Annotated in this window: 10 protein-coding genes; 8 read left to right on the forward strand and 2 right to left on the reverse strand. The window is 69.3% G+C overall.

Annotation, left to right across the window (positions count from 1 at the left end):
• Positions 1–180 precede the first annotated feature (180 nt).
• The 5 genes from gatC (at position 181) to AB0F70_RS26240 (ending at position 6,557) form a co-directional block, all read left to right on the forward strand.
• On the forward strand, positions 181–477 hold the full coding sequence (gene gatC / locus AB0F70_RS26220) for an Asp-tRNA(Asn)/Glu-tRNA(Gln) amidotransferase subunit GatC (RefSeq protein WP_116676601.1): 297 nt from the start codon (positions 181–183) through the stop codon (positions 475–477).
• 14 nt (positions 478–491) lie between these two features.
• Positions 492–2,018 (forward strand): Asp-tRNA(Asn)/Glu-tRNA(Gln) amidotransferase subunit GatA, encoded by a 1,527-nt coding sequence (gatA, locus tag AB0F70_RS26225; protein WP_357455820.1) that lies wholly within the window; start codon positions 492–494, stop codon positions 2,016–2,018.
• Positions 2,015–3,526, forward strand: coding sequence for an Asp-tRNA(Asn)/Glu-tRNA(Gln) amidotransferase subunit GatB (gene gatB, locus AB0F70_RS26230; RefSeq protein WP_357455823.1), 1,512 nt, complete (start codon positions 2,015–2,017; stop codon positions 3,524–3,526). Before gatA ends, gatB begins: the two co-directional genes overlap by 4 nt.
• A gap of 22 nt (positions 3,527–3,548) precedes the next feature.
• Positions 3,549–4,136, forward strand: a complete 588-nt coding sequence (locus tag AB0F70_RS26235; RefSeq protein WP_357455826.1) for a GNAT family protein — start codon at positions 3,549–3,551, stop codon at positions 4,134–4,136.
• 84 nt (positions 4,137–4,220) lie between these two features.
• Positions 4,221–6,557: an autotransporter-associated beta strand repeat-containing protein gene (locus AB0F70_RS26240; protein WP_357455829.1), complete on the forward strand. Its 2,337-nt coding sequence runs from the start codon at positions 4,221–4,223 to the stop codon at positions 6,555–6,557.
• Here AB0F70_RS26240 and AB0F70_RS26245 read toward each other — a convergent pair.
• Together AB0F70_RS26245 and AB0F70_RS26250 are read right to left on the reverse strand one after the other, a co-directional pair.
• Positions 6,529–7,758, reverse strand: a complete 1,230-nt coding sequence (locus AB0F70_RS26245; RefSeq protein ID WP_357455832.1) for a hypothetical protein — start codon at positions 7,756–7,758, stop codon at positions 6,529–6,531. The two genes, AB0F70_RS26240 and AB0F70_RS26245, sit on opposite strands and share 29 nt — an antisense overlap.
• Before the next feature lie 125 nt (positions 7,759–7,883).
• Complete coding sequence (locus AB0F70_RS26250; RefSeq protein ID WP_357455835.1) at positions 7,884–8,318, reverse strand: CBS domain-containing protein; 435 nt, start codon at positions 8,316–8,318, stop codon at positions 7,884–7,886.
• A gap of 874 nt (positions 8,319–9,192) precedes the next feature.
• Between AB0F70_RS26250 and AB0F70_RS26255 the strand changes: the two genes are divergently transcribed.
• From AB0F70_RS26255 to AB0F70_RS26265, 3 genes are all read left to right on the forward strand, one after another.
• Positions 9,193–10,254, forward strand: coding sequence for a hypothetical protein (locus AB0F70_RS26255; protein WP_357455838.1), 1,062 nt, complete (start codon positions 9,193–9,195; stop codon positions 10,252–10,254).
• Positions 10,255–10,448: 194 nt separating this feature from the next.
• Complete coding sequence (ilvD, locus tag AB0F70_RS26260; RefSeq protein ID WP_357455841.1) at positions 10,449–12,311, forward strand: dihydroxy-acid dehydratase; 1,863 nt, start codon at positions 10,449–10,451, stop codon at positions 12,309–12,311.
• A 116-nt stretch (positions 12,312–12,427) separates the two neighbouring features.
• Positions 12,428–13,099, forward strand: coding sequence for a VOC family protein (locus tag AB0F70_RS26265; protein ID WP_357455844.1), 672 nt, complete (start codon positions 12,428–12,430; stop codon positions 13,097–13,099).
• Positions 13,100–13,103 lie beyond the last annotated feature (4 nt).

The raw sequence follows: 13,103 nt of genomic DNA on the forward strand, positions 1-13,103 counted from the left end.
GAGAGTAGGACGCCGCCGGACAACCATTCCCAGCAAGGGGGTGGAGCCAGCACAAGCCCGCAAGGGTTCGTGCGGCTCCACCCCCTTCCTGCATTTCCGGCAGTGTTTCAGCCGAGATCTCACAGCGAACGCACGGGTATCCGGGAGATCGAACGCCGTCCGGCGACTAGACTCGGGGCCATGTCCACCATCTCCCGTGACGAGGTTGCGCGCGTGGCTGCGCTGGCACGGATCGACCTGCGACCGGACGAGGTCTCGCGCCTGGCCGGTGAGCTCGACGTGATCGTCGAGTCCATCGCTCGCGTGAGCGAGGTCGCTACCGCAGACGTGCCGGCAACGAGCCACCCCCTCCCGCTGACGAACGTGTTCCGAGACGACGTACCGGAGCCTGCCCTGCCGATACAGGACGTACTGGCCGGCGCCCCGCAGCAGGAGAACGGACGGTTCGCCGTCCCGCAGATCCTCGGCGAAGAGTGATGGGAACCAACGACATGACACAGGACATCACCAGGCTCAGCGCCTCAGACCTCGCGTCCGCGCTGAGGAACAAGGACGTCACCAGCGTCGAGGCGACGCAGGCACACCTGGACCGGATCGCCGCCGTCGACGGGGACCTGCATGCGTTCCTGCACGTCTCCTCCGAGAAGGCGCTGGCCACTGCCGCGGAGATCGACGCGAAGCGTGCTGCCGGCGAGGACCTGCACCCGCTCGCCGGCGTGCCCATCGCCGTCAAGGACGTCGTGGTGACCAAGGGTCTGCCGACGACCGCCGGGTCCAAGATCCTCGAGGGCTGGATCCCGCCGTACGACGCGACCCTCGTGGAGCGCATCAAGGCTGCGGGCCTGCCGATCCTCGGCAAGACCAACATGGACGAGTTCGCCATGGGCTCCTCGACGGAGCACTCGGCCTACGGCAACACCAAGAACCCGTGGGACCTGGACCGTATCCCCGGCGGGTCCGGCGGTGGTTCGGCAGCGGCTGTCGCAGGCTTCGAGGCGCCGCTGGCCATCGGCACCGACACCGGCGGCTCGATCCGTCAGCCCGGCGCGGTCACCGGCACGGTCGGCGTGAAGCCCACCTACGGTGGCGTCTCGCGCTACGGCCTGATCGCCATGGCGTCCTCGCTGGACCAGGCGGGCCCCGTCACCCGTACCGTGCTCGACGCCGCGCTGCTGCACGAGCTCATCGGCGGGCACGACCCGCACGACTCGACGTCGATCAACGAGCCGGTTCCCGGCGTCGTCGCTGCTGCACAGCAGGGCGCCAAGGGTGACCTGAAGGGCCTGCGGGTCGGCGTCGTCAAGGAGCTGTCGGGCGAGGGCTACCAGGCCGGCGTGTCCGCTCGGTTCGACGAGTCGCTCGACCAGCTGCGCGCACTGGGCGCCGAGATCGTCGAGGTCTCCTGCCCCAGCTTCGGCTACGCGCTGGACGCCTACTACCTGATCATGCCCGCCGAGGCCTCCAGCAACCTGGCCAAGTTCGACGGCATGCGGTTCGGCCTGCGCGTCGAGCCCGCCGAGGGCCCGGTCACCGCGGAACGCGTCATGGGCGCCACGCGCGGGGCCGGTTTCGGCGACGAGGTCAAGCGCCGCATCATCCTCGGCACGTACGCCCTCTCCGCCGGGTACTACGACGCCTACTACGGCAGCGCGCAGAAGGTTCGCACGCTGATCCAGCGCGACTTCGCCGCGGCCTTCGAGCAGGCAGACGTGTTGGTCTCGCCCACGGCGCCGACCACCGCGTTCAAGTTCGGCGAGAAGCTCGACGACCCGCTCGCGATGTACCTCAACGACATCGCGACGATCCCCGCCAACCTTGCCGGCGTCCCCGGCATGTCCCTGCCGAACGGCCTGTCCGACGACGGCCTGCCCGTCGGGTTCCAGATCCTGGCGCCCGCGAAGGCGGACGACCGGCTGTACCGCGTGGGCGCGGCCCTCGAGGCGGCCCTCGAGTCGCGCTGGGGCGGCCCTCTCCTGAACAAGGCACCCGAACTCAAGACCACGGAGCTCGCCCGATGACCGCCGCAACGACGACCGGACTGGTCGCCTACGAGGACGCCGTCCGCCGCTACGACCCGGTGCTGGGCATCGAGGTCCACGTCGAGCTCGGCACGCTCACCAAGATGTTCTGCGCGGCCGAGGTCGCCTACGGCGGCGAGCCCAACACCCAGGTCACCCCGGTGAGCCTGGGGCTGCCGGGTGCGCTGCCGGTGGTCAACGGCAAGGCCGTCGAGTACGCGATCCGGATCGGTCTGGCGCTGAACTGCACCATCTCCGAGAACTGCCGCTTCGCCCGGAAGAACTACTTCTACCCGGACGTGCCGAAGAACTTCCAGACGTCGCAGTACGACGAGCCGATCGCCTTCGACGGCTGGATCGACATCGAGCTGGACGACGGCGAGGTGTTCCGCGTCGAGATCGAGCGCGCGCACATGGAGGAGGACGCCGGCAAGAACACCCATGTGGGTGGCGCGACCGGCCGCATCCAGGGCGCCGAGTACTCGCTCGTCGACTACAACCGCGCGGGCATCCCGCTCGTCGAGATCGTCACGCGGCCCATCGAGGGCGCCGGCGAGCGTGCCCCCGAGGTGGCGCGCGCCTACGTGCAGACGCTGCGCGACATCTTCCGCTCGCTCGACGTCTCCGAGGCGCGGATGGAGCGCGGCAACGTCCGCGCGGACGTGAACCTGTCGCTGCGTCCGACTCCCGAGTCGCCGCTGGGCACCAGGACCGAGACCAAGAACGTCAACTCGTTCCGCTCGATCGAGCGTTCGGTCCGCTACGAGGTGTCCCGCCAGGCGGGCGTGCTCGACGCCGGGCTGCCGGTCGTCCAGGAGACGCGCCACTTCCACGAGGAGGACGGCACGACGTCGTCGGGCCGCGTGAAGTCGGACGCCGAGGACTACCGCTACTTCCCAGAGCCCGACCTGGTGCCCGTGGCACCGAGCCGCGAGTGGGTCGAGGAGATCCGGGCGACGCTCCCGGAGATGCCGGTGGCGCGCCGCCGTCGGCTCCAGACCGAGTGGGGCTACGCCGACGCCGAGATGCGCGACGTCGTCAACGCGGGCGCCATCGAGCTCATCGAGGCGACGATCGCCGCGGGCACGAGCGCCGCAGGCGCGCGCAAGTGGTGGATGGGAGAGCTGGCCAGGCGCGCCAAGCAGGACGAGATCACGCTCGAGGAGCTCGTCGTCACCCCCGCGCAGATCGCGCAGCTGCAGGGCCTCATCGAGTCCGGTCGGATCAACGACAAGATGGCCCGCCAGGTGCTCGAGGGCGTGCTGGCCGGCGAGGGCGACCCGGAGGCGGTGGTCGTGTCGCGCGGGCTCGAGATCGTGTCCGACGACGGTCCGCTGCTCGCCGCGATCGACGACGCCCTGGCCGCTCAGCCGGACATCGTGGAGAAGGTCCGTGGCGGCAACCAGGGACCGGTCGGCGCGATCATCGGCGCCGTCATGAAGGCGACGAAGGGCCAGGCGGACGCGAAGCGGGTCCGCGAGCTGGTGCTGGATCGGATCGGCTCGTGAGACTGGGTTCGAGGGCGGGCAGGTGACCCGCGGGCCTCTCCTGCGCGGCGAGATGATGCGCCTGCGCCCCATCGAGGGTCGCGACGCGGAACGCCTGTGGGAGGCGGTGCAGGATCCGGAGGGCACCCGGCTGACGGGGACCACCGCCACGTTCACGCGCGAGCAGATCAACGAGTGGGCGAGCACGGTCAGCGACCGGCCCGGCCGCTACGACTGGGCGATCTGCCCCGCCGCGATGCGGGACGGCAAGCCGGTCAGCGACGACATGATCGGCGAGATCGTGCTCAACGACCTCGACGAGGACGTCCGCTCGGCGAACCTCCGGCTCCAACTTCTCCCGAACTACCGGGGTCGCGGTTACGGCAGGGAGGCCATCCTCGAGGTGCTCCGGTTCGCTTTCGACGGCGTCGAAGGCGAACCGGGGCTCGGCCTGCACCGGGTGAGCCTGGACGTGCTCAGCATCAACCCGCGCGCGCAGGCGCTGTACGAGTCGCTCGGCTTCCGCGAGGAGGGTCGTCTGCGGGACATCTACCGCGACGGCGACACCTGGGCCGACGCCGTGGTGATGAGCATCCTCGAGGACGAGTACCGGGCGATGTCGCGGTCGTAGGGGGCGCTGCCGTCGTCGCGCCGCGAAGACCGTGGTCCTGGACGGTTGTCCGACTACGGGCGAAGTGAGCACTAACATCCCTCCATGTCGCATCTGCGCCGTCTGCTGCTGCGGGTGCTCACCGTGGTCGTGCTGGCGTCCGCCACCGCCTCGTCGGCCTGTGTCCCGGCCCAGGCGGCGACGGACATCACCGACCAGGTCCGGCGAGGCGAGAACATCGAGCTCGCGGGCGACGCCACCATCACGCTCGGCGACGGTGAAGAGGTCGTCTACGGCGGCGTCTTCTCCGGTGTGGGCACCCTGACGGTCAGCGGGCGGGGCAAGCTCGTGCTCACCGCGGACAGCGACTTCCAGATCCCCGAGGACCGCCGGCGGCAGCGGATGGAGATCCTGGGCATCACGAACCATCCCTACGCCTGGATGGTCGACGCCGATCCGCCCGCCGTGACGGTCGACGCCGGAGCCACGCTCCAGTACGGCGACGGAACCGGTGGCACGACCGGGCGGGTCGGCCACTATCCGTACGACTATCCCAACTTCGCCTGGAACGCCCTCAACCACCACGTCGACGGCACGCTGATCGTCGCGGTCGCCAGCGCGCTGTTCCACCCGGGCATGCTCAGCGGGGGCGGGGTCCTGAACCAGCCGCGGTTCATCTGGGACGGCGTCGACCTCGCGGGGAACCACTCGTTCTCAGGGACGATAGTCAACGGCACCGGGGTGCACGCGAGCCGGCGGGAGTACCTGACGCTCCTGCCGAACCTGTCGAGGCTGGTCAACTACGGCTCGTTCATGGTGGACACGCCCCATGACCACGACACCGTCCTCGGGTTCGACATCTTCTCCCGCGAGTGGGGGAACGACGTCAACTTCTACGGCGCCCCAGATGGCAGCCGCGTGGTCATGTCCGGCGTCTACTCCTGGAGCGACCAGGGCTCGGAGACCGACCCCTCACTCTCGGACCCCGACCTGAACTACGTAGCGGTGCCCAAGAACATCAACAAGCGCGGCGTTAACATCCAGGGCTCGATCGTCCAGTGGGGCGACGGCACCCACAACCGCTTCTTCCTGCCCGGCACCCGCGAGACGATCTACATCAACCTGTACACGCGCCGCGCCCGCGGGCACCTGATCTTCGACTACAACGGGCCCGTCACCCTGGGCGCGCCGATCTCCGGCGGGAAGTACCACGACACGATGGACGCCGTGGCCGTCGGCGACGTCACCGTCGCCGGCACGCCGGGCAACGACGTCACCTTCGCGGACCAGCAGAACTACGACGGCACGACCACTGTCGAGAGCGGGGCGACCCTCCGGCTGGGTGGCGGCGGGCCGGGTGAGGACTCCTGGCTGATCACCGGGACCGACGGTGCGAAGATCGTCGACGACGGCGCCCTCGTCGTCAGCAACGCGGAGAAGGAGATCGAGCTGTCCCGGATCTCGGGCAAGGGTTCCTTCGAGCAGGCCGGCCCCGCGACCGTGACACTCACCGGCGACACCGCCTACACGGGGCCGACGACGGTGTCGGGGGGCGCGCTCGTCCTCGCGGGCGGGACCCTCGCGTCGTCGGCGAGCGTGGGGCTCTCGAAGCCTGGCGCGACGCTCGACGTGACTGCCGCGGGGGACCAGACCGTGCGGAACTTGAGCGGTGTCGGCCGCACCGCGCTCCGTCTCGGCGGCGACACCATGACCGTCGTGAGCAGCGAGGACACGAAGTACGCGGGTCGAGTCGAGGGGATCGGCGGCCTCGTGAAGTCCGGGGCGAGGACGCTCACCTACTCCGGGAAGAGCGTCGCCAAGGGTCCGTGGACTGTCGCCCAGGGGACGCTCTCGCTCGCGGGCGCCGAGCTCGCCGGGGACCTCGTCGTCGACAGCTCTCTCGGTGTCACCGGGCAGGCCGCCGTCGGCGGCGACCTGACGCTCCGGGGAGGGTCCACCTTCCAGACGGAGACCGCCGCAGGGCTGAAGGTCGCCGGCGATGTCGCACTGGGTGGCGCGATGCTCAAGGTCAGTCACAAGGACGGCGCCTCGCTTCCCTCCGAGATTCCCGTCATCGCCTCCGGCGGCGAGATCACCGGAACGTTCGAGGGCCTCAACGAGGGGGGCCGGCTCGAGGTCGGCGGCAAAACCTACGAGATCAGCTATGCGAACGGCCGGGTCGTATTGTCGGTCCCGGCGCCGGCCGCCGTCCCGAGCGCGGACATGGCGCCCGAGGGCGTCGGAGCGTCCGCCCCGCAGGGCAGCGCCTCCCCGATCGTCGCGGTCCTTCTCGCCTCGGTCGCCGGGCTCGGCCTCGGCGCGCTGGTCTTCTTCATCCTCCGCCGACGACGACGGGGTATGGCCCCACGGCATGTCCGACGCGGGGCCGCAGGGCCCGTCGAAGGGGGCAGGACTACAACAGCGGGAGCATCGCCACAGTAGGCAGCGACTGATCGACACCCTTCTCGCGCGCGGCGAGCAGATCCGCGCCGTCGCGTTCCCAGCTGAAGCCCGGCTGGTCGAGAGCTGCGGCGAACAGCGCGTGGGGGCTCTTTGACAATGGGACAAGGAGCTCGAACACACAGGACGGTATGTCGGTCCGCTTCAGCGCGGCGCGCAGGAACTTGACCTTGCGATCGAACGACATCCAGGGGAGGTGCGGAAAGTCGTCCTCGAAGCTGTCATCAAGGGCGACGGTGGCGACTGTCAGTCCGTATGTGAGGTGCAGGCCGCGCACGGGATGGTGCACGAGCGCGTACTCGCTCCGCTCGAGCGTCTCCCATTCTTTGTGCCACTCTTCGTCCCGCGCTTCCTCCCATTCCGCGAAGTCGCTCTCTCCAGCAGCGTCCTCGAGGTCGTCGACGCGACGCCGCAGGTCTTCGACTTCGATCTCGACCGGGCCAAACAGGAACTCCTTGTCGTAGCCGTCGAGCTCACGGCCGAGCTCGTCGAAGGCCTCGACGGTCTCCTTGGCGGTTCCTACCGCGATCGGGCCCTCAAAGAGCTCGACGAACGCTTCGTGATTCCTTGCGGTGATCTCAAGAGCTCGCGCGTGCCGGGCCGGATTACGGAACGCCAGGCCAGGGGTCTTCAGTATTGACGCGAAAGTGAGCCAGCTCACCATCTCGTGCTCCGGGATCTTGACGACGTCGCCGGTGAACGTCCAGGTGCGGGGTCCGATGGGCAGCACCCGGCAGGACACCATGTCATTCGGTGCCAGAAGTGAAAACGCCTTCGTGTGGCGCACGTCGTCACCGACGTTCGAGCGGACCTTGTACGTGAGGTTGTCATAGACGTTGCGGAGAACGACCCGGTCGGCAGCACGGCCCAAGACCTTGAACACGCCCTCGGCAGCACCGCGGGACCAGGAGTCCAGCATCGCCCTGTCGGCGTCAGGCAGGCCCTTCGCGAACTTCCGGTATCGGTCCAGCAGCGCTGGCCTACCGGGCGCCGGTGGCACGAAGATCATCCGCTCCAGGACCTGCATCCGGGCAGTCCGGAACGTCTCCGGATCGTCGCTGGCTCCACCGGGTGCCAGCGCAAGCTCGCGTTCCGCCCGACGGGCGAAGCCGGGCGTCTCAACGTAGTCGACGAGTAGTTGCTTGAGCTTGCGCGCCTGGTCGAGCACACCGGGGATTTCCATGCCAACAATCCTGCGGCACCGGCTGCGCGGCAGGGCAAAGTTATCCACAGCACCTAGCCGATCGCGTAGGCGCCTGGGCCGGTGCATCGCCGAGTCGGCTCTGCGGCTACAGCACTGGGAGTGCCCTACGGCCCGCCGGTGATGTAGGCCGTCAGCTGGTCGCGCTCGGCCTGCACCTCGGCGATCCGGTGCTTGACGACGTCGCCGATGCTCACGATCCCGGTCAGCCGGGCTTCGACGAGCACGGGGACGTGCCGGACTCGGTGCTCCGTCATCAAGGGCATCAGCTCGTCGAGCGTCGCCGCGGGCCCGCAGGTGTGCACCGCGGCGGTCATGATCGCTTCCACCGGGCCGTCCAGGATGCCGTCGCCGTCGGAGTGCAGGCGGCGGACGACGTCGCGCTCGCTCACGATCCCGTCGACGCTCGCTCCGTCGTCGGACACCACTACCGCGCCTATGCCGTGCTGGGCGAGGAGGGCGAGCAGGTCGCGCACGCTCCGGTCGCGCGAGATCGTGACGACCGAGCCGCCCTTGCGCCGCAAAGCCTCTGTTACCCGCATTCGAGTACCCCCGTCGCGTGCACGCCGGAATCCGCGTCATTGCGGGCTCCTGCTACGACGGTACGGCACGGGGCAGGTGTTGTGAACTGCACGTGTTCTAGTCCGAGTGAGGGAGTCCGGTGGACCTGTGTTCGGGGGCGGTCGCGGCACCTGGGTGTCAGACTCGAAGGCTACGGTCGCAGTCGTGGAGAATTGTGACCGGCTGGGCTGGATGACCTCAGCGCTGTGGCTGTGTTGCGCGGCGCGATTGGTGGTATTGGACGACGGCGGGGTGGACGACACCATGGTGTGCGGCATGACTGAATCTGATGACGTCGCTCTGCGGATGGTGGGCGCCTGAGCATGTCCACGGAGCCGGTTGGGCGTACGAAGGGCGGGTTGCGAAAGATCGCACACTCGTTCGTCGTGGCGCGTCCCGGAGGGGCACGGATCCGGACCCGTTTGCGTCCGACGCCGGACGAGGAGCGAGGCTTGGAGCGTATCGGCGTGCTTCTCGGGTCGTTGTCACGACGGGCGCTGGCCTCGCGGATCCGCCTGGGCAGGGTGACGGGCAAGGAGCAAGCCGCCTGGCGGGCAGAGCACAAGCGGGCGCTCACAGCCTCGTGTTCGTCACGGTGGGCCGGAGCGATTACTCGCACAGCGATCGACTCCTACCACCTGGGCATGCGCGGCCTTGCAGCGGAAGCAGCGTCTCTAGCGGCGGCAAAACAGGCCATCACCGACAGGATGGCCGTGCCCGCCGGGGAGAAGGTCGTGCCCCCCCGACCGGCCGTGGGCCGGGTCGGTTAAGGGCTATGCGTCCAAGGGCGAACGCTTTGGCAAGTCGCGGCGCCGAGCGGTGCTCACTGACCGCCTTAGCAATGCCACTGCCCGCTTGGAGGCGGACCGCCCGAGAATCGTCGCCGGTGGTGGGCGATTCTGGCGCAGCCGCAACCACCTGACTGAAGCGGGCACATCGGTGTCACAGTGGGATGCCCGCTGGGTGGACGAGCGGATGTTCTTGACCGCCGACGGTGAAGCGGGCACGAAACATGGCAACCTAACCATCCGAGTCACACCCGAAGGCGTGATGACAGTCAAGGTCCCTGGCGCATTGGTGGCTGAGCTTGGTCGCACGCACCTGTCCTTCGCCGCTCCGGTGAGCCTGTCCACACATCGCGGAGACGAGCGGCGCGATCGGATCGCCAGCAACCGGGCGATCCGATACGACCTGCACCGCGACGAGCGCGGCCGTTGGTACGTGGACGCTTCGTGGGGCTATGGCGACGTGAAAGTGGCTTCGCTCGATGTCCTCCGTCGGCAGCGCACGTTGGGGGTGGACCTGAACGACGGGCACTTGGACTGTGCCGTGTTGGACGAGCATGGCAATGTTGTCGGCACGCCGGTCCGGTTCGACGTGGACCTCGCAGGGCGGTCGACGTCGGCTCGTGATGCACAGGTGCGGCACTCGATCAGCCGCCTGATCCACCTGGCCGAAAAGAATGGGTGCGCGAGCGTCACCATCGAGAACCTGGGGTTCGATGACGCACGCGCCACCGGGCGGGAGACCATGGGCCGTGGTCGACGCGGCAAGACGTTCCGCCGCAAGGTCGCGGGGATTCCTACCGCCAAGTTCCGCGACCGGCTTGCCTCCATGGCCGCGACTGTCGGGCTCGCGGTGATCGCTGTCGACCCCGCATATACCTCTCGATGGGCTGCTCAGCACTGGGTCAAGCCCCTACAGACCACCGATCAGACCGTGGATGGTCATCGCGCCGCCGCTGTCGTGATCGGTCGCAGAGGACTCGGACACCGGGCCAGGCGCAAGCCGGTCGGACCCCACGCTCGACAGAGGACGAGCGTGGGCCAGTCGACCGGCCAGCCTTCCCGTCGTGCCCGTAGCCTCAGGCCGCCCACCACCTACCCGCCGAGAGCGCTCGACGCAGCAGGCCCGTAGGACTCATCAGAACGTGGAAGGCGCCGTCAACACCGTTCGGGCGGCACAGTGCAGCGACTCACTCACGCTCACTCAACAAGAACGGTCACCCTGTGGACGCCTGCTGTCTGTCCCAGCACGCCGGAGGTAGCGTGCAGGAGCCGCCCACCCCCGCATGGCGTGCGGCCCTCCAGCATCGAAGGAGCTGAACAGTCATGAGTCGTCCCCTGCGCTCCCGGACGTCCACCCACGGCCGCAACATGGCCGGAGCTCGCGCCCTGTGGCGCGCCACGGGCATGGGTGCCGAGGACTTCGGGAAGCCGATCATCGCGATCGCGAACTCGTACACGCAGTTCGTGCCGGGGCACGTACACCTCAAGGACATGGGCGACCTCGTGGCGTCGGCGATCCGCGAGGCGGGCGGCGTCGCCAAGGAGTTCAACACGATCGCCGTCGACGACGGCATCGCGATGGGGCACGCCGGGATGCTCTACTCCCTGCCCAGCCGCGACCTCATCGCCGACTCGGTCGAGTACATGGTGCAGGCGCACACCGCTGACGCCATCGTGTGCATCTCGAACTGCGACAAGATCACGCCGGGCATGCTCAACGCGGCGCTGCGGCTGAACATCCCGGTGATCTTCGTGTCTGGCGGGCCCATGGAGGCGGGCAAGGCCGTGGTGGCCGACGGCGTCGCGAAGACCCCGCTGAACCTCATCAACGCGATCAACTACTCGGCCGACGAGAACGTCGACGACGCGGCGCTCGGCCTGGTCGAGGAGAACGCCTGCCCCACGTGCGGCTCATGCTCGGGGATGTTCACGGCGAACTCGATGAACTGCCTCACCGAGGCGCTGGGCCTGTCGCTGCCGGGCAACGGCTCGACGCTCGCCACGCACGCCGCCCGCAAGGAGTTGTTCCTCGAGGCCGGCCGCACCATCGTCGACCTCGCCCGCCGGTACTACGAGGACGATGACGACACCGCCGCCCCGCGCGGGATCGCCACCAAGGCGGCGTTCGCCAACGCGATGACGCTCGACGTCGCCATGGGCGGCTCCACCAACACGGTGCTGCACATCCTCGCGGCCGCCCAGGAGGCGGAGCTCGACTTCACGCTCTCCGACATCGAGGACATCAGCCGCCGGGTGCCGTGCCTGTCGAAGGTCGCGCCGAACCACCCGGACTACCACATGGAGGACGTCCACCGGGCGGGCGGCATCCCCGCGCTGCTGGGCGAGCTCGACCGGGGCGGCCTGCTGGACCACGACGTCACCTCGGTGCACACGCCCACGCTGCGCGCGTGGCTCGACGACTGGGACATCCGCGGCGGCAAGGCCACCGAGCGGGCGCTCGGCCTGTTCCACGCGGCCCCGGGTGGGGTGCGCACCACCAAGGCGTTCTCGACGAACAACCAGTGGGAGACGCTCGACACCGACGGCGCCGGCGGCTGCATCCGCTCGGTCGAGCACGCGTACACCGTCGAGGGCGGGCTCGCGGTGCTGCGCGGCAACCTCGCGGAGGACGGCGCCGTGTTCAAGACGGCGGGCGTCGACCCGGACGTGTTCCACTTCGTCGGCAAGGCGCTGGTCTGCGAGTCGCAGGACGAGGCCGTCGAGAAGATCCTGACCAAGCAGGTCGAGCCGGGACACGTCGTGGTCGTGCGCTACGAGGGCCCCGCCGGCGGGCCGGGCATGCAGGAGATGCTGTACCCGACGTCGTACATCAAGGGCCGCGGCCTGGGGAAGGTCGTCGCGCTCATCACCGACGGCCGGTTCTCCGGCGGCTCCAGCGGCATCTCCGTGGGGCACGTCTCCCCGGAGGCGGCCGCTGGCGGCACCATCGGCCTGATCGAGGACGGCGACGAGATCGAGATCGACGTCGACACCCGCATGATCCGGGTCAACGTGCCGGACGATGTGCTCGCCGAGCGCCGCGCCAAGATGGAGTCCTCGGAGCGGCCGTGGCAGCCCGTTGACCGCGACCGGTACGTGTCGCCGGCGCTGCAGGCCTACGCGGCCCTCGCGACGTCGGCCGACCGGGGTGCCGTGCGGGACGTGGCGCGGCTCCAGCGCCGCTGACCAGGGCGGGCGCGGCACCTCGAGGTGCCGCGCCCGCGGCGGACGACGACGTTCGAGTGTCGGTGACTCGTGCCATGGTGGTGTGGCCCGGACGACACACACCCCAGGAGTGACCAATGACCGACGCGATCACCGCCGCCGAGTTCACCGCGGACGAGGGGACGCGTGACTGGCGCGTGCTGAGAAGGTCCGCCCTCGCGCGCTTCGCCACCGGCTCGTTCACCCGGGGAGTGCGGCTGGTGACCCGTATCGGCGCTCTCGCGGAGGCCGCTAACCACCATCCGGACGTCGACCTGCGCTACGGGTCCGTCACGGTGCGCACCTGGTCGCACGACGTCGGCGGCCTGTCCGCGCGGGACGTCGCGCTCGCCCGGGAGATCTCCATGGCCGCCCGCGAGCTGGACGTCGCGGCGGATCCCGCGCGAGTCAGCGAGGTCGCCCTCTGCATCGATGCGACCGCAGGCCCCCAGGTGCAGGCGTTCTGGCAGGCGCTGCTGGGCCACGACGCGCACCCGGACCACGCGGACGACGCGGCCGCGGCGCGGCTGAGCGACCCGGACGGGCGGCTGCCGGCGGTCTGGTTCCAGCAGTCCGACGAGCGGCGGGAGCAGCGCAACCGTATCCACGTGGACGTGTGGGTGCCGTACGACCAGGCCGAGCAACGGGTAGCGGCGGCGCTCGCGGCGGGCGGCCGGCTGGTCACGGACGAGTTCGCCCCGGCGTGGTGGGTGGTCGCCGACGTCGAGGGCAACGAGGCGTGCGTGTCGACCTGGCAGGACGATTCTTAAAAAC

The sequence above is a fragment of the Promicromonospora sp. NPDC023805 genome, from assembly GCF_040639635.1.
Taxonomy (GTDB): domain Bacteria; phylum Actinomycetota; class Actinomycetes; order Actinomycetales; family Cellulomonadaceae; genus Promicromonospora.

Bases quoted from the DNA above. Each gene is read 5' to 3' on its own strand.
- gatC (WP_116676601.1), top strand. From the start codon at position 181: ATGTCCACCATCTCCCGTGACGAGGTTGCGCGCGTGGCTGCGCTGGCA.
- gatA (WP_357455820.1), top strand. From the start codon at position 492: ATGACACAGGACATCACCAGGCTCAGCGCCTCAGACCTCGCGTCCGCG.
- gatB (WP_357455823.1), top strand. From the start codon at position 2,015: ATGACCGCCGCAACGACGACCGGACTGGTCGCCTACGAGGACGCCGTC.
- AB0F70_RS26240 (WP_357455829.1), top strand. From the start codon at position 4,221: ATGTCGCATCTGCGCCGTCTGCTGCTGCGGGTGCTCACCGTGGTCGTG.
- AB0F70_RS26245 (WP_357455832.1), bottom strand. From the start codon at position 7,758: ATGGAAATCCCCGGTGTGCTCGACCAGGCGCGCAAGCTCAAGCAACTA.
- AB0F70_RS26250 (WP_357455835.1), bottom strand. From the start codon at position 8,318: ATGCGGGTAACAGAGGCTTTGCGGCGCAAGGGCGGCTCGGTCGTCACG.
- ilvD (WP_357455841.1), top strand. From the start codon at position 10,449: ATGAGTCGTCCCCTGCGCTCCCGGACGTCCACCCACGGCCGCAACATG.
- AB0F70_RS26265 (WP_357455844.1), top strand. From the start codon at position 12,428: ATGACCGACGCGATCACCGCCGCCGAGTTCACCGCGGACGAGGGGACG.